Annotated in this window: 26 protein-coding genes; 15 read left to right on the top strand and 11 right to left on the bottom strand. The window is 38.5% G+C overall.

The window, feature by feature from the left end; all coding sequences use genetic code 11:
• The first annotated feature begins 59 nt into the window (after positions 1 to 59).
• Positions 60 to 536, top strand: a complete 477-nt coding sequence (locus AC559H_RS16460) for an ankyrin repeat domain-containing protein (RefSeq protein ID WP_026796044.1) — start codon at positions 60 to 62, stop codon at positions 534 to 536.
• Positions 537 to 597: 61 nt separating this feature from the next.
• On the opposite strand, the gene AC559H_RS16455 is transcribed toward AC559H_RS16460, so the two are convergent.
• The 3 genes from AC559H_RS16455 to AC559H_RS16445 form a co-directional block, all read right to left on the bottom strand.
• Positions 598 to 1,491, bottom strand: a complete 894-nt coding sequence (locus AC559H_RS16455; RefSeq protein ID WP_026796043.1) for a phosphatidate cytidylyltransferase — start codon at positions 1,489 to 1,491, stop codon at positions 598 to 600.
• A 59-nt stretch (positions 1,492 to 1,550) separates the two neighbouring features.
• Positions 1,551 to 2,150, bottom strand: coding sequence for a precorrin-6Y C5,15-methyltransferase subunit CbiT (gene cbiT, locus AC559H_RS16450; protein ID WP_036831466.1), 600 nt, complete (start codon positions 2,148 to 2,150; stop codon positions 1,551 to 1,553).
• 78 nt (positions 2,151 to 2,228) lie between these two features.
• Entirely contained in the window at positions 2,229 to 3,701 is a 1,473-nt protein-coding gene (locus AC559H_RS16445; protein ID WP_026796042.1) for an aminotransferase class I/II-fold pyridoxal phosphate-dependent enzyme, read from the bottom strand.
• A gap of 281 nt (positions 3,702 to 3,982) precedes the next feature.
• On the opposite strand from AC559H_RS16445, the gene AC559H_RS16440 reads away from it, so the two are divergent.
• Genes AC559H_RS16440 through AC559H_RS16430 form a run of 3 tightly spaced genes read left to right on the top strand, consistent with a single transcriptional unit; the run spans position 3,983 to position 6,294 of the window.
• Positions 3,983 to 4,906, top strand: coding sequence for an energy-coupling factor ABC transporter permease (locus AC559H_RS16440; RefSeq protein WP_026796041.1), 924 nt, complete (start codon positions 3,983 to 3,985; stop codon positions 4,904 to 4,906).
• Positions 4,907 to 4,913: 7 nt separating this feature from the next.
• On the top strand, positions 4,914 to 5,570 hold the full coding sequence (locus tag AC559H_RS16435) for an energy-coupling factor transporter transmembrane component T family protein (protein ID WP_026785247.1): 657 nt from the start codon (positions 4,914 to 4,916) through the stop codon (positions 5,568 to 5,570).
• Positions 5,557 to 6,294, top strand: a complete 738-nt coding sequence (locus tag AC559H_RS16430; protein ID WP_026785248.1) for an energy-coupling factor ABC transporter ATP-binding protein — start codon at positions 5,557 to 5,559, stop codon at positions 6,292 to 6,294. The genes AC559H_RS16435 and AC559H_RS16430 overlap by 14 nt, the downstream gene beginning before the upstream one ends.
• 108 nt (positions 6,295 to 6,402) lie before the next feature.
• On the opposite strand, the gene AC559H_RS16425 is transcribed toward AC559H_RS16430, so the two are convergent.
• Entirely contained in the window at positions 6,403 to 7,428 is a 1,026-nt protein-coding gene (locus tag AC559H_RS16425; RefSeq protein WP_051319488.1) for a DNA cytosine methyltransferase, read from the bottom strand.
• Positions 7,429 to 7,786: 358 nt separating this feature from the next.
• Here AC559H_RS16425 and ychF point away from each other — a divergent pair, with 358 nt between their 5' ends.
• Positions 7,787 to 8,878: a redox-regulated ATPase YchF gene (ychF, locus tag AC559H_RS16420; RefSeq protein WP_026796040.1), complete on the top strand. Its 1,092-nt coding sequence runs from the start codon at positions 7,787 to 7,789 to the stop codon at positions 8,876 to 8,878.
• A gap of 151 nt (positions 8,879 to 9,029) precedes the next feature.
• Positions 9,030 to 9,395 carry a phage holin family protein gene (locus AC559H_RS16415; RefSeq protein ID WP_036831440.1) on the top strand — a complete coding sequence of 122 codons (366 nt, stop codon included), beginning with the start codon at positions 9,030 to 9,032 and terminating at the stop codon, positions 9,393 to 9,395.
• Between the two features lie 158 nt (positions 9,396 to 9,553).
• Here the strand turns inward: AC559H_RS16415 and ssuE are convergent, their stop codons facing one another.
• The 5 genes from ssuE to AC559H_RS16390 form a co-directional block, all read right to left on the bottom strand.
• The gene (gene ssuE, locus AC559H_RS16410; RefSeq protein WP_026796038.1) at positions 9,554 to 10,117 is read right to left on the bottom strand and encodes an NADPH-dependent FMN reductase; all 564 of its coding nucleotides are present in this window, start codon (positions 10,115 to 10,117) and stop codon (positions 9,554 to 9,556) included.
• Between the two features lie 22 nt (positions 10,118 to 10,139).
• A complete protein-coding gene (locus AC559H_RS16405; RefSeq protein WP_026796037.1) occupies positions 10,140 to 10,919 on the bottom strand; it encodes an ATP-binding cassette domain-containing protein in 780 nt (259 codons plus the stop codon).
• A 22-nt stretch (positions 10,920 to 10,941) separates the two neighbouring features.
• The gene (ssuC, locus tag AC559H_RS16400) at positions 10,942 to 11,721 is read right to left on the bottom strand and encodes an aliphatic sulfonate ABC transporter permease SsuC (RefSeq protein ID WP_026796036.1); all 780 of its coding nucleotides are present in this window, start codon (positions 11,719 to 11,721) and stop codon (positions 10,942 to 10,944) included.
• Positions 11,722 to 11,724: 3 nt separating this feature from the next.
• Complete coding sequence (gene ssuD, locus AC559H_RS16395) at positions 11,725 to 12,885, bottom strand: FMNH2-dependent alkanesulfonate monooxygenase (RefSeq protein ID WP_026796035.1); 1,161 nt, start codon at positions 12,883 to 12,885, stop codon at positions 11,725 to 11,727.
• Between the two features lie 252 nt (positions 12,886 to 13,137).
• Positions 13,138 to 14,208 (bottom strand): sulfonate ABC transporter substrate-binding protein, encoded by a 1,071-nt coding sequence (locus tag AC559H_RS16390; RefSeq protein ID WP_026796034.1) that lies wholly within the window; start codon positions 14,206 to 14,208, stop codon positions 13,138 to 13,140.
• 254 nt (positions 14,209 to 14,462) lie between these two features.
• Between AC559H_RS16390 and argS the strand changes: the two genes are divergently transcribed.
• Positions 14,463 to 16,220, top strand: a complete 1,758-nt coding sequence (gene argS, locus AC559H_RS16385) for an arginine--tRNA ligase (RefSeq protein WP_026796033.1) — start codon at positions 14,463 to 14,465, stop codon at positions 16,218 to 16,220.
• Between the two features lie 63 nt (positions 16,221 to 16,283).
• On the opposite strand, the gene AC559H_RS16380 is transcribed toward argS, so the two are convergent.
• Entirely contained in the window at positions 16,284 to 16,802 is a 519-nt protein-coding gene (locus AC559H_RS16380; protein ID WP_026796032.1) for a cupin domain-containing protein, read from the bottom strand.
• Between the two features lie 150 nt (positions 16,803 to 16,952).
• Between AC559H_RS16380 and AC559H_RS16375 the strand changes: the two genes are divergently transcribed.
• From AC559H_RS16375 to AC559H_RS16345, 7 genes are all read left to right on the top strand, one after another.
• Positions 16,953 to 17,597: a bifunctional 4-hydroxy-2-oxoglutarate aldolase/2-dehydro-3-deoxy-phosphogluconate aldolase gene (locus tag AC559H_RS16375; RefSeq protein ID WP_026796031.1), complete on the top strand. Its 645-nt coding sequence runs from the start codon at positions 16,953 to 16,955 to the stop codon at positions 17,595 to 17,597.
• A 57-nt stretch (positions 17,598 to 17,654) separates the two neighbouring features.
• Positions 17,655 to 18,224, top strand: coding sequence for a L,D-transpeptidase (locus tag AC559H_RS16370; RefSeq protein ID WP_081692440.1), 570 nt, complete (start codon positions 17,655 to 17,657; stop codon positions 18,222 to 18,224).
• Positions 18,225 to 18,226: 2 nt separating this feature from the next.
• Positions 18,227 to 18,913, top strand: a complete 687-nt coding sequence (locus AC559H_RS16365; protein WP_026796029.1) for a metallophosphoesterase family protein — start codon at positions 18,227 to 18,229, stop codon at positions 18,911 to 18,913.
• Between the two features lie 114 nt (positions 18,914 to 19,027).
• The gene (locus AC559H_RS16360; protein WP_026796028.1) at positions 19,028 to 19,504 is read left to right on the top strand and encodes a hypothetical protein; all 477 of its coding nucleotides are present in this window, start codon (positions 19,028 to 19,030) and stop codon (positions 19,502 to 19,504) included.
• Positions 19,505 to 19,596: 92 nt separating this feature from the next.
• Positions 19,597 to 19,716, top strand: coding sequence for a DUF4926 domain-containing protein (locus AC559H_RS16355; protein WP_234996832.1), 120 nt, complete (start codon positions 19,597 to 19,599; stop codon positions 19,714 to 19,716).
• A 76-nt stretch (positions 19,717 to 19,792) separates the two neighbouring features.
• Positions 19,793 to 20,032, top strand: coding sequence for a hypothetical protein (locus tag AC559H_RS16350; RefSeq protein WP_026796027.1), 240 nt, complete (start codon positions 19,793 to 19,795; stop codon positions 20,030 to 20,032).
• On the top strand, positions 20,029 to 20,442 hold the full coding sequence (locus AC559H_RS16345; protein WP_026796026.1) for a putative toxin-antitoxin system toxin component, PIN family: 414 nt from the start codon (positions 20,029 to 20,031) through the stop codon (positions 20,440 to 20,442). The genes AC559H_RS16350 and AC559H_RS16345 overlap by 4 nt, the downstream gene beginning before the upstream one ends.
• Before the next feature lie 313 nt (positions 20,443 to 20,755).
• On the opposite strand, the gene AC559H_RS16340 is transcribed toward AC559H_RS16345, so the two are convergent.
• Positions 20,756 to 21,043, bottom strand: coding sequence for a hypothetical protein (locus AC559H_RS16340; protein WP_026785254.1), 288 nt, complete (start codon positions 21,041 to 21,043; stop codon positions 20,756 to 20,758).
• Positions 21,044 to 21,451: 408 nt separating this feature from the next.
• Here AC559H_RS16340 and AC559H_RS16335 point away from each other — a divergent pair, with 408 nt between their 5' ends.
• Positions 21,452 to 22,537 carry a metallophosphoesterase family protein gene (locus AC559H_RS16335; RefSeq protein WP_026796025.1) on the top strand — a complete coding sequence of 362 codons (1,086 nt, stop codon included), beginning with the start codon at positions 21,452 to 21,454 and terminating at the stop codon, positions 22,535 to 22,537.
• Positions 22,538 to 22,563 lie beyond the last annotated feature (26 nt).

Genomic DNA, 22,563 nt, shown 5'->3' with positions numbered 1-22,563 from the left:
TTTTGAGGTATCCTTAACTGTATATCCATACTTTTAAATAAACGAAAGGAGCAAGACCAATGACTGAGTTAATTAAGGCAATTCAAACGGGAGAAATAGATCAAGTTAAAACAGCTTTAAGTCAAAACCCAGATATTAATGCTCAGAATGAACAGGGAAATACGGGATTAATTACAGCGATTACTTTAGGAAAAAAGGAGATAGTAAAACTCTTACTAGAAGCGGGGGCGGATGTTAATGTGTCTGACAATGATCATTGGACTCCTTTGATGGAAGCGGCGGCAAGTGGTTACTTAGAAATGGTGCAGTTATTATTAGATACCGGGGCGGATATTCAGGCTAAAACTAATTTTGGGTTAACAGCGTTAATGGGTGCGGCTGGAAGCGGACATAAACCCATTGTAGAATTATTATTAAATAGTGGCGCAGATTTAACTACAAAAGATCAGAATAGTTGGACGGCTTTAATTTGGGCATCTTCGGAGAAATATACAGAGATCGTAGAATTAATTAAACAATTTCGAGATCAGCATTAAATTTCTCGTTGATCAATCGGACATAATATTAAGATAAGCGGGTGGATAGCCTGATGATTTTTTAGAGTGACGACATCAAGGGTAAAAATAATGTGATGAAATAATAAACTAAAGGGGCGGTAAAAACATAACTATCGGCGCGGTCTAAAATTCCACCGTGACCGGGGATGAGTTGACCGGAATCTTTAACTCCTGCATCTCGTTTCATTAAAGATTCGGTTAAATCGCCTAATAAACTGGAAATTCCAATTAATAATCCTAGGATTAAACCCGCCCAAGGAAACCCCGGCCATTGTAAATACCAAGACCCCAATATGGCGACGATAATACTACCTAAAAACCCAAATATTGCCCCTTCAACGGTTTTTTTCGGACTAATATCTGAGAGGCGAGTTCGACCAAAGGTTTTTCCGAAAATATAAGCCCCAATATCCGCCGCCCAAATACAACTAAAAGCTAATAAGGTAGCAGTTAATCCTGGGGATAAATTAGAAATTGACCAATTTTCTAACCAATTTTCATTAAAAGCAATGGGACTAGCGAAGGCTTTTTCTAGTAAAGTATTGGGTTCAAGTCCAACTCGTAACCGTACCCAATAACTGGGTAAATATCCCCCATAAAATAAGCCTAAAATTGAAGAACTAATATCGGCAATGCTTGATAATTTAGGTCTAAATAATAGATAAAAACAGACTAATGTTCCAGCTAAGGCAAACATCGCATCGACTAAACTAGGAGAAAATGCGGCGGTCAAAAGTAGGGCTTGACTAACAAATAAAGTTGTTTTAACCGCAGGTTCAGTGCCTTTAGCTTGAACTAATTGAAAATATTCTAATTGACCTAAATAAATAATTACACTCAATCCCAGGGTAAAATACCATCCTCCAAAAATGAGCATTCCCAATGCTAAAATAATTCCAATAATTCCACTGATAATACGAGACAAAGAAGGCATAGTGTTAGGAGTCAGAAGTTAAGACGGTCTAGGGCAGTTATCTATAGCGTATTTTAAATTTAATCTATTTTTTCACCACTTAAAATAAACATAGGATTAACGGCTTCAAAAGTTTGATGATTTCCCCGTTTTTCCAATCGGTTAATGGCAGATTGAACCACTTCTACATTGCGAACTTGTAACTCGGAAAATCCTTCGGAAATGGCATAGAGACTTTCTAAATTAGATGCTGTGGCTACAATTCTTCCTTGCGGTTGTAAGTATTTCCAAACTTCATGCAGAATGGCTTTAATGGGTTTTCCTCCTTCCAAACAAACCCGATGAGGTAGATAGGGAATACTTTGTAAACATTCGGGGACACTCCCTTCAACTATATCAACATTTTGTAGTTCAAACTGTTCACAATTGACTCGAATTAAATTCACCACATCTTCATCCCTTTCAATGGCAATAATTCGACCTTGGGGACATAATAGCCCCGTTTCCACCGCAATTGTTCCGGTTCCAGCCCCAATATCCCATACAATTGAGTCAGGTTGCAATCGCATGAAGGATACTAATAATAAACGGACTTCCCGCTTACTCAAGGGGATACCGGGCAACCGTTCAAATAAATCATCAGGAATACCCGGAGTAACATAAGGCCAAAGTTTAGACATTTTGGGAATTAATTGGGGGTGAGATTTCAACTTTTATTGATTAGGTTGGGGACAAATAAATAGTTGTCTATTCTTAATTTAACCCTTAACAATTTTAAGCTGTTGCAGGTTCGGATCACTACATCCTGTTATTTTCCCACCCAACGCTATCACTTGTTGCAAAAATTTTAGAGCATCAGAGGTGATAATTTCACCTGGCATTAATACGGGGATACCAGGCGGGTAGGGACAAATAATTTCCGCACTCACAGACCCCACGCAGTCTGTAAGGGGACGTTTTTCTGTTTGGGCAAAAAAAGCATCCCGACAGGAAAAAGGGGGTGCAGAAGGCGCAGAGTGGGGTGTAGGAAAGAAATTAAGGGCAGGGTGGTAGGCCGCAGAAAGTTGGTATTCAACGGAGAGGGTTTTTAATCCGTTAATTAGTTGGTAAATATCGGTTTCAGTGTTACCCAAACTAATAATAAAAGTTAGGTGATGAAGACTAGGAAGTTCTGCGATAACATGGAATTGTTGACTGAGAATCTCATCGGCTTCATACCCGCTTATTCCTAAGTTTGATACTTTAATAGTTAAACGGGTGATATCTAGGTTAACACATCCTGATGTCGATTTTAATTCGAGATTTCCAAAAACAGATAAACCTTGGATTTTGCTAATTTCTGTTCTGGCTATTTGTGCTAAGGATATTGTTTGATTCATTAAATTATAGCCTTGGGTTGCCATTTGTTGACGGGCGGCATCTAAGGAGGCTAATAATATATAATTGGGACTGGTAGATTCGACAAATTGTAAGGTTTGAGATAAACGCTCTTTGTTAATCCGATTTCCTTGAACATGAAGCATGGAAGATTGTGTCATGGAACCTAATATTTTATGGGTAGATTGTATTGTTAAATCTGCTCCTGCTTTTAGGGCTGGGGTTGGTAAGTCGGGATGAAAATTAAAATGCGCTCCGTGAGCTTCGTCTACAATCAGAGGAATATTATATTGATGGGTAATTTTAGCAATTTCGGTAATATTTCCACATACTCCCTGATAAGTAGGATATACTATTAATACGGCTTTAGCATCGGGATGTTGTTGTAAAGATTTAGCAACGGTTTCTGGAGTAATACTATAGGATAAATCCCAGCTTGGATTATATTCTGGCTGTAAAAAAATTGCGATCGCACCGGATAAAATTAAACCTGAAATCACAGATTGATGAGCATTTCTAGGGACTAAAATTTTATCTCCAGTTCCACAAATAGCTAAAATAGTAGCAATAATTCCAGAAGTTGACCCATTAACTAAAAACCAAGTTTTTTCTGCCCCAAATGCTTCGGATGCAAGATATTGAGCTTCTGCTATTACACTTTCTGGATTAAATAAATTATCCAGTTCAGGTAATTCGGGTAAATCTGCTTTAAAAAGTTGAGTTCCTAAAAATTCCGTTAATAAAGGTGAAATCCCCTGCCCGCGTTTATGGCCAGGAGTATAAAAGGGTACGTCAGGCTGATTAGCACAATTTTTTAAAGCCGTTAATAATGGTGTTGGAAATTGATCTAACATGAAAAAACTCCGTTGTTGTTGCGCTTAAGCGCAAATATTAACAATCTAAAATTCAACTCCAAATATTACTATATTACAATATATCTACTCAATACACTCATCTAGCATAAATTTTATTTTTATTCATGGAAAAGTCAGTAAATACAAGAGTTAGATAATATTTTTTGCTATTTATTCCTGATAATACCCCTATAGGGGATTGCAAATTATCAAAAAAAGGTATTTAATATTAATGTTGATAAATTCATTAATACAGCAATTCAAGGATCAGGGCTTAATTTATGCACATTCCCGATGGATTTATTTCCCCCGCAGTAGCAACTGTTACCAGTCTTACCAGCACCGGATTTTTAGCAGTTTGCCTGGGGCGTACCCGCGAGAATGTAGGGTTACGATACGCGCCAGTTATGGGATTAACAACCGCGTTTATTTTTGCCGCCCAAATGATTAATTTTCCCGTAGCAGGTGGCACCAGTGGACACCTTTTAGGAGGAACTTTAGCGGCAGTAATTTTAGGAAATCCTTGGGCAGCTTCTGTATCCATTGCGACGGTTTTATTGATTCAAGCTTTTTTATTTGCTGATGGCGGAATTACCGCACTAGGAGCCAATATTTTTAACATGGCAATTGTCGGAGTTTGGGTAGGTTGGATCTTAACACAAATTCTCCAACAATTATTAGGAGGTTCTCGTTTTCGTTTACCTTTAGCTGCGGGTATTGCTGGGGGAATTAGTGTTATTGCTGCTGCGATCACTTGTTCTATAAATTTAATTTTATCAGGCACAGCTACGGCGGCGATAATTTTACCCGCAATGATAGGAGTTCATAGTTTAATTGGTATCGGTGAAGGATTAATTACCGCCGGAATTTTAACTTATTTAATTACAGTCAGACCAGATTTATTACCCGGAGATCAACCCCAATTAAATAAATGGTTAACTCCCGTAATTAGTATATTATTAATTGCCGGAGTGTTATCCTTATTTGCATCAGCTTGGCCAGATGGTTTAGAAAAGGTTGCAGAAACTCACGGTTTTGGTGCATTAGCCGAAAATGTGCGGTTTAGTATTCCCACACCTCTCGCTGATTATACTATCAAAGGATTAGGGGAAATTGGCACTAGCATTGCCGGAATTATAGGTAGTTTAATCTGTTTTGGTGTTGCTTTTGGGATTCTCCAAATTGGTAAACCAAATCAGTTATAATTCAACAATGATTCAACTTTCTATCCCGTTTAAATTACGGGTTTCTCTTATCCTTGTCATCGGAATTGCCTTACTCAAAACATCTGTATGGTGGGCATTAGGTTGTTATAGTGCGATCGCATTTTTTTGGGTAATTATTTTAAAACCGCCCCTAAAAATTATCTCAAAACTATTAGGAGCGGAATTAATCTTCCTTTCATTATTAGCCTTACCCATGGGATACGAAAAAGCCAGTTTTATGGTAAGTCGTTCCCTGGTCTGTTTACTAATAATGAATAGTTTTCTAATCACCTTACCATCCCATAGTTTAGGAATTGCATTAAAAGGTTTACCAATTCCCGCAACTTTTCAAGAAATTATCTTATTAACTGGGCAATATTTAGAAATATTAATCTCAGAAGTTCGTCAAATGCAACAATCGGCAAAATTGCGAGGTTTATCCGGTTATTCCGGTTGGTTACGATATACAAGTGCCGCCATGATTGGTTCTCTTTATTTACGCAGTTTAGATCGATCTGAACGAGTTTATAATGCCATGATTTTGCGAGGTTATCAAGGTAAATTACCCGTAGAATCTCAATCAACACCCAGAGATAATTTTGCCCTAATTATTGTGATCACTATCGCTGGTTTATTAACATTTTTTTCCTATGTCAAAAATTAATAGTTCTGAAAAAACCCTAATTGTCCAAGATTTAATGTTTGGATATACCCGACAAGAGCCGATATTGCAAAATATATCTTTTACCATAAATTCCGGTGAAAGAGTGGCTTTAATGGGGGCTACAGGTGCGGGTAAAAGCACTTTATTAGAAAACTTAATCGGGTTAAAATTACCGCAATCCGGTCAGATTTTCATTAATGGTATTAGTTTAGAATCTAAAAATCTTTCTGAGATTCGTCTTCAGGTAGGATTTGCTTTTCAAAATCCTGATGATCAATTATTTATGCCAACTATTTTAGAAGATGTGATGTTTGGTTTGCGTAACTATGGAATGTCTCTGATAGAAGCAAAAGAAAAAGCCCGATTGGTTTTATCACAATTCGGGTTAATCTATTATGAAAATCGCTCCTCCCATGAATTATCAGGAGGACAAAAACGCCTAGCTGCATTAGCATCAATTTTAGCATTAGAACCCAGTATTTTAATCTTAGATGAACCAACAAACGGTTTAGATCCCGCTTGGCGTAAAAAATTAGCTACCATATTATCTGAGTTACCCTTAGAAGCAATATTAATTGCTTCCCATGATCTGAATTGGATTAAAAAAACTACCAATAGATCCTTAATTTTAGCTCAAGGAAAAATCGTCGTAGAGCGTCCGACTCAGGAATTATTACAAGATGAAGAAACGTTAGAATTATACGGTTTACCTCCTAATTGGTAAGAGATACATCTGGAATCGGATTGCTTGAATATAATCTATAAATAACTCCGTTGTTGCGCTTAAGCGCATATCTAAAGCCATGTTGACAATGGTAAAGCCTATTAATAATTATATTGATCTAATTCCAGATAAATACTGATAATCAGAAAAACGAAAAATTTGCTCTCTAATCTGTATAGCAAGTTCTTGAAATAGGGGAATACAAACAGAATTTCCAATTTGTTTATAACATTCTCCCAAATTGGGATGCAATTTAAACGTATCAGGAAACCCCATAATTCTATAACATTCTTGAATAGTTAACCTACGAACTCGATTTTCTTCGGGAATATAAATAAAGAAACGTCCCGATGTTTCCTGGGATGGAATAGTGGGATGGACTCCATCAATAGAGTAAATTCGATTCGGTTGGTGATGTACCCTAGATAAATGTTCTGTATTGGGTCTAATCCCTTTTTTCCAAATATTTTTATTTCGATATCCTACAAAAATTAAACCCGATGACTGTTGTTTGTAACCCTCAATTAACGTATATTCTTCTGGGTTTAAGTATTCAAATTTTCCCGTATTATCTAAAAAATCTCTTAATTTAGGAACAGGATAAACCCTTGGCAATTTTGAGAAAGAAAATTGTTGATCTTTGCAAGCGATAATAATTACTCGCTCTCGATTTTGAGGAAGTCCAAAGTCTTTAGCATTCAATAATTTATAATCAACAGAATAGCCTAAATCTTCTAAAGAATATAAAATAGTCTTGAGGGTTTTTCCCTGATCATGATGTAACAAATGCTTAACATTTTCCAAGACAATAACCCTGGGATGATAGACTTCTATAATTTCGCAAATATGAAAAAATAGGGTTCCTCTAGTATCCTGAAACCCTTGACGTTTTCCACAAATACTAAAGGGTTGACAGGGAAATCCGGCGGTTAATAGATCAAATTCAGGAAGATTATTATAATCAATTTTAGTAATATCTGCCTCTGGCTTTTCTCCAAAGTTATTAAAATAGACAGATTGACAAGCGGGATCTTTTTCGCAAGAATAAACACATTGATAAGCAGCCCTTTCAAAAGCCAATCTTAACCCACCGATTCCAGAAAATAAATCTGCTATTTTAAGAGAATTATCCATATTTTAACTATTGTATGTAGAAGTAACCACAAAGACACAAAGGAACCGATAAAAGAGTCATTCTAAGTTGATAGTAGTTTTTAGTCAGGCAAGGGACTGATGAGGGTTTTCTATGTTATGATTAAACGATACCATTTCCACAACCCATATCCCATTAATTATTCTTCTTTCTTTCTTCGTGTCTTTGTGTCTTTGTGGTAAACAATGCAGATACAGTACATTCATTTTATCTTAATAATGAAACAAGTTAAAGATGAAACTTCTTTAAATTTAGATACAGCTTTGTTGAATTTGTCCCCAGAAGGTTTATAATCATAAATTGATAGTCTATTGAACGTTTAACTCAACCATCGAACCCATGCTAAGAGCCGGAATTGTTGGACTTCCCAACGTTGGTAAATCGACATTATTTAACGCTTTAGTTGCCAATGCTAAGGCGACGGCGGCGAACTTTCCCTTTTGTACTATTGAACCGAATGTCGGCGTTGTCGGAGTTCCCGATGAACGGTTAAATGTATTAGCAAAAATCTCCAAGTCTGAACAAATTATCCCCACTCGAATTGAATTTGTAGACATTGCTGGATTAGTCAAAGGGGCGAGTCAAGGAGAAGGGTTAGGGAATCAATTTTTATCCCATATTCGAGAAGTAGATGCCATTGTTCATGTCGTTCGCTGTTTTGAAGATGATGATATTATTCACGTTTCGGGTTCAATTGATCCCTTGCGAGATATTGATATTATTAATTTAGAATTAGCCTTATCAGATTTATCTCAAGTTGAACGACGCATCGACCGCGCCCGCAAACAAGCCAAAACCAGCAAAGAAGCGCAATTTGAAGTCACCGCTTTAGAAAAAATTGCAGTTTTATTAAATGAAGGAAAACCCGCCCGTCAAGCAATATTAACTGAAGAAGAACTAGAAGCAGTAAAAGGGTTGGGTTTAGTCACTCAAAAATCTGTAATTTATGCAACAAACGTCTCAGAAGATGATTTAGCAACAGGAAATGCCCAAGTTGAAAAAGTCCGGGAAGTGGCAAAAATTGATAATGCTCAAGTAGTGATTATTTCGGCACAGGTAGAATCGGAATTAGTGGATTTGTCGGAAGAAGAACGGGCTGACTTTTTGGCTTCTTTGGGAGTAGAAGAAGGAGGTTTAAAATCCTTAATTAGAGCCACTTATGAATTATTAGGATTACGCACCTATTTAACCACTGGCCCGAAAGAAACTCGCGCCTGGACAATTAAAGCTGGAATGTCCGCACCCCAAGCCGCCGGAGTGATTCACTCTGATTTTGAACGGGGATTTATTCGAGCGGAAACGGTGGCGTATAAGGATTTAGTGGCGACTGGTTCGATGAATGCTGCGAAGGAAAAAGGATTAGTTCGCAGTGAAGGGAAAGAGTATATTGTCCAAGAAGGAGATGTGCTATTATTCCGATTTAATGTTTAATTTCTGACGGTAAACCCCGTACTGGTAGCAGGTGCGGGGTGAATTTATCTTAAATTTTATTAAGGAAAAATAAAGATTTTATAATTTTATCTTCAGATTGTGATGAATTAGGGTTAAAATTAGGCGTTATAGAAATATTGGAGTTCTCAAAATGTTGGTTAGTTTGTTAATCGCTTGGTTAGTAACAGCCGTCAGCTTATATTTGATTGCTTTACTGAGTCAATTTACTGGAGTTGAAATTGAGGATTTCAAAAAAGCCCTAATTTCGGCGGCGGTTTTTGGAATTGTTAATGCTTTAATTCGTCCAATTTTAGCCTTAATTATAGCTCCAGCGACTTTAATTTTTGCCGGATCTTTTGTTTCGTTTATTCTCAACGTGGCTATGTTTGCTTTAGCGGCTAAACTGGTGGAAGGATTTCGTTTACGTTGGGGAGTTTGGAGTGCTATAATTGGAGCTTTAGCCCTGAGTTTTATTAATTCAGTTCTGTTTCAGGTATTAGCAAAAGTCGGTATTTAATAATTCTAATTCATACTAACCAGAGAACAACGAATATAAACCCAGGAATGCACCTTTATCAGTCTCTATCTAACTAATTGGATTAATTGTTAATTAATGCACAGGGATTTGTGAAAACAATCTTAGGGGTTTACAGACCAAACCCCCCAAAATAGAATTTAAGCCGAAATTAATTTTTCAGCAGAGTTAGATATTTGTTCAACTGCTTGTCCTAAATCTTGGATAGATTTTTGTAAACGTTGTTGAATTTCTTCATCGAATAAAAAACTACCATCCTCTTGACGTTGAATTTGTTTATCAACTACATAAACCCCATTTAATAAATATTCCGCGCCTAATTCTGATAAAACGGGTTTTAGGGTATAATCAATACTTAATAAATGGGCAATTGTTCCCCCAGTTGCGATCGGTAAAATCACTTTACCCGATAGAAATTTGGGCGGTAATAAATCTAAAAAAGATTTTAATACCCCGGTATAAGCTGCTTTATAAACGGGTGTAGCAATAATTAACCCCGATGCGGCTTGAATTAATGCTTTTGCAGGTTCTAAAGCGGGACTATCATAGCGTCCAAAGATTAAATCTTCTGAAGGCAGATCCCGAACCGAAATTATATCGGTTTCAAACCCATTTTCAGCCAATAAATTCAAGGCATATTCGACAATTCCATAAGTCCGAGAGGGATGGGAAGGACTACCGGCGATCGCCACAATTTTTGTCATTTGAAAAACTCCTAGGTGATAATTAAAAATGTGAACCTGATTCTGCTAGTTGTAATGGATTTTTAACAGAAGAATTACTATTTAAAACCCTGGCTAAAATTTGTTCAACTAATCGTCCAAAATTAGGATCACCGCGATATCGAGGACGAGAAAGGGGAATATCTACATCCATCGTGACTTGTCCTGCTTCTAATAACAAAACTCGATCCGCTAAAACCACGGCTTCTTCAACATCATGGGTAATTAATAAAGTCGTAAACTGCTTTTCTAACCACAATTGTTCAATCAAAGATTGCATTTCAATTCGAGTTAAAGCATCTAACGCCCCCAAGGGTTCATCGAGAAGCAGTAAACGAGGTTGACTGACCAACGCCCTGGCTAACGCCACCCGTTGCCGTTGTCCCCCCGACAAAACTGCGATCCAGTCCTGAGATCGATCCGCTAAACCCACCTGTGCCAGCATATCTAAGGCTTTGGGCCTCCAGTCCCCCCGCAGTCCCAAACCGACATTTTCCAATACCCGACACCAGAATAATAGACGGGAATCTTGGAACATGATTCTGGCTGAGGGATTTAGTTGATGTAGGGGTTCTCCATCCACTAATACACCCCCAGAAGTCGGACGATCTAACCCGGAAATTAATCGTAATAAGGTACTTTTTCCGCAGCCACTCCGCCCGACAATGGCGACAAATTCTCCGGGTTTAATATCTAAGTCTAAATGGGATAAAACAGAGGTTTGACCAAAGGATTTACTTAATCCCAAAAGCTTCAGATCTGCCCCTCTAATTTCTGTGTTCATAGTGTATATTCTCCTAGTATTTCTATTGATAACTTGGATGCCATTGTAATAATTTGGCTTCTAATCCACAGGCGATCGCATCGGCTAATTTTCCTAATAAGGCGTACATGAGAATACTTAAAACCACAACATCGGTTCGCATAAACTCCCGGGCATTCATCGCCATATAACCAATTCCCGAATTAGCGGCAATGGTTTCAGCCACAATTAAGGTTAACCACATAATTCCTAATCCATAGCGCACCCCAACTAAAATTGAAGGTAACGCCCCGGGCAGAATTACTTGCCAAAATAAACCCCAAGAATTTAATCCATAGACTTTTCCCATTTCAATTAATCCCGCATCTACGGTTTTAATCCCGTAAAAAGTATTAATATAAAGGGGAAAAAACACCCCAAAAGAAACTAAAAAAAGTTTAGCTTCTTCCCCAATTCCAAACCAAAGAATTACTAAAGGAATTAAGGCTAAGTGGGGAATATTCCTGATCATTTGCAAAGAAGTATCGAGGAATTTTTCAGCCCGGAAGGAAATGCCATTCAGCAAGCCCAAACTGACCCCAATTATTCCCCCAACGATAAATCCAGCGATCGCCCGTTGGGTACTAATCAAAATATGTTTGAACAATTCACCACTTAACGTTAATGTAATCGCGGCTTGTATCACATCCGTCGGGGGGGGTAAAACCCGATTGGATAACCAACCTATTTGAGATAAAAATTGCCAAATCAGCAAGAATCCCACAGGCACAAGCCAAGGAATAATCGGATGATTCAAAGATTTTTTCAACCCTTTTGTAGCCATAATTTAGGAAGCCGTAGGACTGGTAATTTTTTGTGAACTAGGATGGCGATCATTACCAATAATTTCTCCAACAAAAGGACTCATCATATTAGTCTCTAAAGAAGGAGGTTGATAGTCTAAAGGCAGATGGGGAAATAATAATTCTGTAACCCGATAGGCTTCTTCTAAATGGGGATAACCGGAGAAAATAAAGGTTTCAATTCCTAATGCTTGATATTCCAACATCCGTTTAACAACCGTATCAGCATCCCCGACTAATGCAGTGCCCGCCCCGCCCCGGACTAACCCCACACCCGCCCACAAATTGGGGCTAATTTCCAGGGCAGTTTTTGAGCCTCCATGCAGTTCGCTCATCCGCCGTTGTCCCTCGGAGTCGGTACGAGATAAAGCTTTTTGGGCATCTGCGATCGCCTGATCATCGACATATTCAATCAATTCATTTGCCGCATCCCAGGCTTGATTTAAGGTACGACGGACAATAACGTGGAGACGAATCCCAAACTTGAGGGTACGACCTTGGGCTTCAGCCAATTGACGCATCCGGGCAATTTTTGCAGCCACCTGTGCCGGGGGTTCTCCCCAGGTCAAATACACGTCAATTTGTTTGGCCGCGATCTCCATAGCTGCCGGGGATGAACCCCCAAACCACAGGGGCGGATGGGGGTTTTGTACTGGAGGAAACAACAATTTTGCCCCTTGAATATCCAGATATTTCCCCTTAAAATCAACGGTTTCCCCAGCCATTACCCGGCGCCAAATCTGAAGAAATTCATCGGTTAACTCATAACGATCATCATGGGACAGATACAGACCTTCCCCCGCCATTTCTACGGGATCACCTCCGGTGACGACATTCACCAGTAACCGCCCCCCAGAGAGGCGATCAAAGGTGGAGGCCATTCTCGCTACCGTGCTAGGGGTAGTCATTCCGGGACGGAGGGCGACTAAAAATTTCATCCGTTGGGTGACGGAAATTAGGGACGACGCAGCAATCCAAGCATCTTCACAGGAGCGTCCGGTGGGAATCAGTGCCCCGGTGTAGCCCAGGTGATCAACGGCTTGAGCAATTTGTTGTAAATAGTCCAGATTAACGGCCCGTCCGCCATAGGTGGTTCCTAAATAACGTCCGTCTCCATGAGTGGGAAAAAACCAGAGAATTTGCATTTTTTTATTCCTAAAATTGTCAATTCCGAGAAACAGTTATCGGTCAAATGATCCCCCCTAGCCCACGCCACTTGCTCCACTTGGGGAGACCCCAAGACCGCAGTGGCTCCCCTTAACAAGGGGGGAACAGGAGATCAAAGTCCCCCTTTTTAAGGGGGATTTAGGGGGATCTGATCTCGGCTGTAATCACGGGTTTTCGGCGGTCGTTGACACGGATGGGCGCGCCGTCCCCCTACAAAGACTGTTAACTGATTAGACCAGATTTTTAACCACCGATTGAATACTGATTTCTTTAGGAATGAGTTTTAATCGGTAAAAGGTATCGGCAATTTTTTGTTGACCAGAAATTGTTTCTGGAGTTAAGGGATCAACACCATAATTGCGTCTTTTTTCGGCTAATAATAGAGAGTCAATATCAATTCCGGTTTCTTTAGATAGAAATTCTGCCACTTTTTGAGGGTTGGTTTGTGCCCATTGGCTAGTGGTTTTCAGTTCTTCTAATATGGCGGTAACAACTTGGGGATTTTGATCAACAAACTTTTGAGATGCTAAGAAAAAGCCTCGGTTTTCCACTAATCCTGTACCATCGGTTAAAATTCTTGCCCCAATAGCGGTTTCGGCAACGGCTGCATAAGGATCCCAAATCACCCAAGCATCAACGCTTCCTTGTTCAAAGGCTGCCCTGGCATCGGCCGGAGGCAGAAAAACCGGAGTAATATCGGTATATTGCAACCCGGCATTTTCTAATGCTGCTACGAGTAAATAATGCACATTTGAACCTTTATTTAAGGCAACTTTTTTCCCTTTTAAATCCGCCACACTTTGAATTGTTGAATCCTTGGGAATTAAAATTGCTTCGGCTTTGGGCCCTAATGGTTCATAGGCAACATAAACTAAGGGTGCATTCGCCGCTTGTGCAAAAATTGGCGGGGTTTCTCCTGTATAACCAAAGTCAATTTGTCCGACATTTAAGCCTTCTAAAATTGCTGGGCCAGCCGAAAACTCCGACCATTGAACTGTTATCCCTTGGGGTTGTAAACGCTTTTCTAAAGTTCCTTGGGATTTTAAGGTGTTGAGGAGGGTAGCAGATTTTTGATAGCCAATTCTAACTACTGCACTTGATGGTGTGGCTGTGTTAGCTGCTATAGGGGTTGGGGTTGAGGTACTGGCGGAATTTCCGCCTCCGCAAGCGGCTAAGGCAAAACTTAAGCACAAACCGCCAGCGAATAAACCCATAAAACGTAGAATAGAACGGCGTTTCATGGCTTTTGAGAGAAGTTGCAGCCAAGAAGGAATGTTTAACCGTGCAGACCATTTAGTCATCTCTGTACAGAATTTATCATAAATTGATAGGGAAAGTGTATTATACTTTCAATTGAATTTCAATACATTTGTAAATTAATTTATTTTCAGATTATGGAGCCACCACTTCCCGACCCCAGATGGCCACCTGAGCAGGTTAGGACTTAGGTATCAAGCCCAGCAATAGTTATGTTTTCTGGATGAACTGAATTCAAGGTACAATCGACTCAAAAGCACATCTTTAAATGAAGCCTTAAACCGGAACTATTTATTTTATGACATCTACAGTAGAACTTCTCAAGATTAAATTTAATCAAGCGTTAGTAGCTGCCTTTGGTGAAGATTTTGCCACAATTGATCCGATGGTAGTTGCATCAACTAATCCTAAATTTGGTGATTATCAATGTAATTTGGCGATGTCTTTAACTAAACCTTTAAAAAGTAATCCTAGAGCGATCGCAACTCAAATTATAGACAATTTAATTATTGATGAAATTTGCGAAACTCCGGAAATTGCTGGCCCTGGTTTTATTAATTTACGCTTGAAAACAGACTATTTACAAATCCAACTCCAAAAAATGTTAGGGGATGAACGGTTAAATATTCCTAAAGTTAACCCTAACCAAAAAATGATTGTAGATTTTTCTAGTCCGAATATTGCTAAAGAAATGCACGTCGGACATCTCCGATCTACGATTATTGGAGATAGCATTGCTAGGGTTTTAGAATTTCAAGGACATGAGGTTTTACGTCTTAACCACGTTGGGGACTGGGGAACTCAATTTGGAATGTTAATTACCTATTTAAGAGAAGTTTATCCTGAAGCTTTAATCACAGCAGATGCTTTAGTTTTAGGGGATTTAGTAGAGTTTTATCGTCAAGCTAAAGTTAGATTTGATCAGGATGAAACCTTCAAAGAAACCTCCCGTCAAGAGGTTGTACGCCTACAAGCGGGGGCAGAAGATAGCCGTCGGGCGTGGCAATTATTATGTGAACAATCTCGGCGAGAATTTCAGTTAATTTATGATGATTTAGGGATTAAATTAACTGAAAGAGGAGAATCTTTTTATAATCAATTTTTACCCCAAATTGTTGAAGAATTAGAAAAAACAGGATTATTAGTCGAAAATCAGGGGGCAAAATGTGTATTTTTAGAAGGTTTTACTAATAAAGAAGGAGAACCTTTACCATTAATTGTGCAGAAATCCGATGGTGGCTATAATTATGCTACAACGGATTTAGCTGCGTTAAGACATCGGATTGAAACCGAGAAAGCGACTCGAATTATTTATGTTACCGATGCTGGACAAACCAACCATTTTATGCAGTTTTGGCAAGTAGCAAAACGGGCGAGTTGGATACCGGAAAATGTCGAATTAGTTCATGTTGCTTTTGGAGTTGTGAAAGGGGAAGATGGCAAAAAATTAAAAACTCGTTCTGGGGAAACCGTGCGTTTAAGGGAGTTATTAGATGAGGCGGTCAATTATGCTAAAAAGGATTTAGAAACCCGCATCAAAGCTGAAGGACGCACGGAAACCCAGGAGTTTATTGATCATGTGGCGGAAATAGTGGGTTTGAGTGCGGTTAAATATGCAGATTTAAGCCAAAATCGCACCAGTGATTATATTTTTAGTTTTGATAAAATGTTATCATTACAAGGAAATACGGCTCCTTATATGCTCTATGCCTATGTAAGAATTCAAGGAATTAGTCGTAAGGGAAATATTGATTGGCAAAAGTTAGAAACAGATATTCAACTGGTTTTAGAAGCAGATGAAGAAGTGGTTTTGGCTAAACATTTATTACAATTGCAGGATATTTTAGAGGAAGTTGCTAAAGATCTATTACCTAACCGCTTATGTCAATATTTGTTTGAATTAAGCCAAAAATTTAATCAGTTTTACGAGCAATGTGACGTCGTGAAAGCCAGAGAACCTCAACGGACTTCTCGTTTATCATTATGTGATTTAACGGCAAAAACCTTAAAATTAGGGTTATCTTTGTTAGGAATTTCTGTCTTAGAACGGATGTAATATGGGGAATTACGAATTACGAATTACGAATGAGTTTACACCCCCTGCTCCCCCTGCTTCCTGTTATATTATTAATTCTAAATCAGGGGTTAATGTTAAAATAATATCCGTAGATCCTGGAAATTTCTGGAGTAGTTCATAGCGATTTGCTAATTGAAAGTCGGCAAAATCAAACCCGGGTGCAACGGTACAACCAACGAAACTATAGGAACTTTCAGAATTAGGATAACCCCCAAACCACCATCCCGCCGGAACCACAAACTGGACTTGTTCTCCTGCTAAAATATTAGACCCAAGAATAATATTTTGTACCCCATAGTCTTCGTGCATTAAGATCAGAGTCATGGAACCTCCTAAATAAAAATGCCACATTTCATCAGATTGAATCCGATGCAAACAGGATTTTGTCCCTTGGGGTAGTAGAAAATAAATTCCTGTACAATAGTTGCGATCACCTTTAAAATGTTCGGGTAAAGCATTCTGATAAATTACACCCTCAGAACGATAGGTTTCTCGAAAATATCCACCTTCAGGATGGGGAATAAGCTGATATTTTTCAATTAATTCTTCTACACTAATCATAAATTTAATTAATAAGATTGTTTGATTTTTCTGATTTTAACATAGATTTTTAAGTTTTATAGACGAGCATAGGGAATAATAATATCTTAAATATGCTATAATAAATTAGGTAATATTGTTAATCAATTTTAAGGATATTTTAATTTAAAAGTGAATTCTGAACTTTGGTTATCTTGGTTAAAAAAATATCGAGCGATCGCCGTTATCCGCACTCGCCAAAGGCAACTCGGAAAACAAATGGCTCAGGCGACCGCCGCCGGAGGCATGGGGTTAATTGAAATTACTTGGAATAGCGATCAAGCCCCAGAATTAATTGCGGAATTACGGTCTGAATTGCCAGAATGTTTGATCGGAACTGGAACATTATTTACCATTGAAGACGTGCAGAATGCGATCGCATCCGGGGCGCAATTCCTATTTTCTCCCCATACCAACCCTGATATGATTCAGGTGGCAAAACAAGCGGAAATTCCCATAATTCCCGGGGCATTATCCCCCACCGAAATCATCACCGCCTGGCAAGCAGGGGCTAGTTGTGTTAAAGTATTTCCTATTTCTGCGGTCGGTGGTGTAGATTATATTAGAAGTATTAAAGGGCCGATGGGAAATATCCCCTTGATTCCCACGGGAGGGGTAACTTTAAACAATGCTGTTGAGTTTATTCAAGCGGGAGCGATCGCGGTGGGACTGGCTGGAGATTTATTTCCACCTGATTTAATTGGAGAACAAAATTGGCAAGCGATCGCCAAAAAAACTCAAACCCTCCTACAACAGTTCTCGGAAATTTCCCTATAATTGAATTTAACAATCACACCCATTGATCTAAATTAAGTTAAACAAGAGGAGTAGATTATGAAAACGCTCAACCCCCTAATTCAATCCCTCTCTGATTTCAGGTTTAATCCGGTCAAACAACCCCATTTTCCCAGAACAAAATCAAGTTTTTTGGGAATAATAGCAACGGCGACAATATTAACATTAATTACCGGATTTTCCCCAGTAAATTTAGCGATCGCCAATGAACAACACAACCTGATTGCGCGTAATATGATAGAATTACAGCAATCTTCTGAACGTTGGATTTTAATAGATTTATCTCGACAAAGATTAATAGCTTGGGAAGGAAATCAACCCGTTTATGCAGTAATTGTTTCCACCGGAAAAGCGGACACTCCCACCCGCACCGGAGTCTTTAAAGTTTATACCAAATATGAAACAACTCGCATGACCGGCCCGGATTATGATGTTCCCGATGTTCCCTATACAATGTACTACGACGGTGGCATGGCCATTCATGGAGCCTATTGGCATAATTTATTTGGTACACCCGTTTCCCACGGTTGTACGAATGTGGCAGTTAATCATGCCAAATGGTTATTTGAGTGGGCATCGGTGGGAACCCCCGTTATTGTACATAACTAAATATGCGAATTATTGCCATTGGTGATATTCACGGCTGTTCAATGGCTTGGGATACTCTCCTATTTATGATTAAGCCTCAAACCGATGATTTAATCATTACCCTAGGGGACTATGTGGATCGAGGGCCAGATTCTAACGGGGTACTGGAAAGACTGATTACCCTGCACAAAACCGGACAGTTAGTCGCCCTGCGGGGAAACCACGAAATCATGATGTTAGAAGCACGAAATTCTCCCCAACAGTTTGATGCTTGGTTTAAATGGGGGGGAGATCAAACCTTAGCTTCCTATCCTAAAACAGAGAAAAAATTTTATTTACAAACTATTCCCGCTCACCATTGGGAATTTATGGAAAACCTGTGTGTGAACTATTGGGAAACGGAAAACCATTTTTTTGTTCATGGGAATGTTGACCCCCAACTTCCCTTAAATCAACAACCCACAGAACAATTATTTGGGGCAAAATTTCATCATGCGAAACCCCATATTTCAGGAAAAACTATGGTTTGTGGTCATACCCGTCAAACCATTGGTAAACCAGTTAATTTAGGCTATGCCATTTGTATTGATACTTGGGTTTATGGACAAGGTTGGTTAACGGGTTTAGATATTAATAGTGGTAAAATTTGGCAAGCCAATCAAATCGGTCATTTTCGGACGGCTGAGATTGACGAATTCAAACCCCTTTAATCGGGTGAACAGCGTTATCGGTAACATTGCCTTGTACGTTCTGGTTGCTGAGAATGTTATAATGTTACTTGAAGGAAAGCTCTAAATAAAAAATTAGCAGGAAATATAGAAAAAATGATTTTATCTCAGATTTCACTTTCTATAGGTGATGTTACTGATATCATTCAGACGATTGTAATAGTTGTGTCTCTAATTTATGTGGCTATCCAAGTGAGGGAGAGTACAAGAGCAACTAAAGGCGCAACTTATCAATCAATTATCACTGCTTTTGCTGAGATTGAATCCCGCATTAGCCAGGATGCAGAAGTAGCAAAAATATATAGGTTGGGACAGGCAAGTAGCGACAAATTCAACGAAACACAATTGGCTAGATTTAATGAGCTTATGTCTAGCTTTTTCAATTTATACGAGAATTTATATTACCAATATAATAATAAGTTATTAGAAGAAGAATTATGGGCTGGCTGGGGTCAAAATATACGAGATCATTTGGCACAGCCGGGAGTGGCTGCTTGGTGGAAATCGAAAAGTTATCTTTATGCTAAGAGCTTTCGTGAATATATCAACTCAGGAAAATGCCCTAGAAATTAAATTTGACAATATAAGAACCTTTGGCAGTACGCTGTGGGAGAAGGTAATTACAAGGAATGGAAAAGTGGATTCATAAATAAAACTATTCGATAGTGTACAAACCGAATATTTTTGAGGTAGAATATAGTGATTTAAACGGTCGGGCTTATGCTATAGAGACTTTGAACGCTAATCAATTAATGCTTTTGCATGATCAGAGGTTGTCAGAATAAATTTTAGTTGAATTTTGAGGTTTGTTAAAAGGACAGTAAAATAAAATTTTCAGCATTTAATTAAGAGGAACTATTTATGAATGCTTATAAAGCTTACATCACGATAGAAGACCCGAAACAGGTGATTTTATCAGATTTACCTTTTCAACCCGGACAGCGAGTAGAGGTGATTATTTTAGCAGAAGAAAATCCCCGTGCAGAAATGAGTCAAAAGTTGCGAGAATTATTTGATCGCACCCAAGCTTTGCCAGGGGTAGAAGATATTACGGAAGAAGAAATTACCGCAGAAATTGAAGCTTATCGTAGAGGGGAATGAAAGTTATTATTGATACCAATGTCTTAGTATCTGCTGTTCTAAAAGGACGCAATCCGAGGATTGTGATTCAGTTTGTGGCTGATCATCCTAATTATGAATGGATTATATCACCAGAGATTTTAACTGAATACAAAGAAGTTTTAAATCGTCCTAAGTTTCCTTTAACGGAAGAAATACGGACAGAGTGGTTAACTTTTATAGAGCAATTTACTACAGTTTTAGAAGTAAATGTTGAGGTAGATTTTCCTAGAGATAGAAAAGATGCTAAGTTTCTCGCTTGTGCTGTGGCGGCTAAGGCGGATTTTTTGATTACAGGAGATAGAGATTTAACTGAAGTAAAAACCTGGGAAGATACTAAAATTATTTCAGTTTCTTTGTTTAAGCGGTTGGTAGTTGATGCTAGTTCTTGAAAGTTAATGAGGGATCAAACACAGATTGATTCTCTTTATTATAAGCGCGCTCGCGTAGCGTGCCGGAGGCATATCGCCCTTCTGTCTGAACCAGATTAATGCGCTATATATAGCGTCCTTGCGTAAGTCCTGTTAAACAAAAATTTCGATGCTTGGTTTAAATGGGGGGGTGATCAAACCTTGCCATTTGTATTGATACTTGGGTTTATGGACAAGGTTGGTTAACGGGTTTAGATATTAATAGTGGTAGAATTTGGCAAGCCAATCAAATCGGTCATTTTCGGACAGGTTGGATTGATGAATTCAAACCGATTTAATCCGATGAACAGCTTTCGGTAATTCCCCGCAGAGAATCTATCAGACTGCTGTATTCCGAAGGATTGAGCACCCCTGCACTATAAAACTGAGCCAGACAGCTATTAATGGCATTAAACGCTGACTTCCGTTCTAACCAAGATTTTCCTTCCCTAAGTGCTTCTTCTGCGGAGGCGTAGTCCTCGTCGGAGGTCAAATATTCGCCATAGGGGAGAATAATTTGCCATTTCCAGCGATGGCGAAAACTGAGGGTGGAGATTAACAAGCCGTAATAGTCTTTGTGCATTGATAATACTGCTGAAAATCCTTAACAATTATTTAACTATTGTATTACATTTCTTAAAGAATTCCAACTTTATGTTAGAGTTATTTAAGAAATGAGTACATATACAGATTGTTTATCCCTAAAAATCCGTTGCTTCTGTATTGAAATGTACAAACATACCCCTTTTTAGGCTGATTAAATTTTATCTGTAAAAATAAAAATATTCGACCGTTACTGGAGAAAATAATGAAGTAATGTTAATATTATTAATATTGTTTAAAAAATGGGATTAATTTCGCTGTATTCTTTTAGTAAAGAGATCAAAGTTCATCCAATTTAATAAAATCATGAACTTTTAGATATGCCTTAATTTTGTCAATTATTGCGTCGAGTAATACCTTTTTTGTTAGCCCTTTTATCAATTTGTTTATGAACTTAAATTTTAAATTTGCCATTGTCAGTGATTTGCATATTGCTCTGCCTCAAACAATTTGGGATCATCCCCATCGTTTCCATTTAGTGGAAGTGAGTATCCCCGCTTTAGAATTGGCATTAGACCATTTAGGGGAATTAGATTTAGATTTTCTACTCTTACCCGGAGATTTAACTCAACATGGAGAACGGGAAAATCATCAATGGTTAAGTCAACGATTAAGCCAACTTCCCTATCCAGTTTATGTAATTCCTGGCAATCATGATATTCCAGCCTTAGAAAGCCATAAAAATTCCATTGGATTGAAGGAATTTCCCCAATATTATCGAGCTTTTGGCTATGAAAACCATCAAGGTTTAGATTATACCCAGGAAATTTTACCCGGGTTACAATTAATTGGGTTAAATTCCAATCATTTTGATGTTAATGGCAATCAAATAGGCTGTTTAAAGTCAGAACAGTTAGAGTGGTTAGAACAGGTATTATCTCAAGTCAAAAATCAATTGGTTTTTGTGATGATTCATCATAATGTGATTGAACATTTACCAGGACAGGCGACGAATTCCTTGGGACGAAGATATATGTTAGAAAATGCTCCGCGTTTTTTAGAGATTTTAAAACAGGCGGGGGTGCAGTTAGTTTTTACCGGACATTTGCACGTTCAAGATATTGCCCAATGGCAAGGAATTTATGATATTACCACAGGATCATTAGTTAGTTATCCCCATCCCTATCGCGTGATTTGTGTTCATACAAATGCTCAGGGAAAACCCGTTTTAAAGATAGAATCCCATCGAATTACCGCCGTTGAAGATTGGCCAGATTTATCCGTAAAATCACGGGAATGGATGGGGGAGCATTCTTTTCCCTTTATGATGAAACTATTAACCAATCCACCGTTAAGATTAACGATTCAAGAAGCCGAACAATTAGTTCCCCATTTGCGTTATTTTTGGGCAGATATCGCCAACGGAGATACTCAATTTAATTTTGAGGTTTTTCCGCCGTCTGTGCGCCGCTACTTTGAAGAATTTAGTGCTACAGATCAAATTGATAATTTTGCACAGTTAGTTTTATCTTAAAGTTTAGATCCTCTACAATTAAGCAG

The organism is Planktothrix prolifica NIVA-CYA 540 (assembly GCF_963864145.1).
In the GTDB taxonomy this organism is placed as follows: Bacteria; Cyanobacteriota; Cyanobacteriia; order Cyanobacteriales; family Microcoleaceae; genus Planktothrix; species Planktothrix agardhii.
This window is presented reverse-complemented; position numbering and strand designations above follow the sequence as displayed.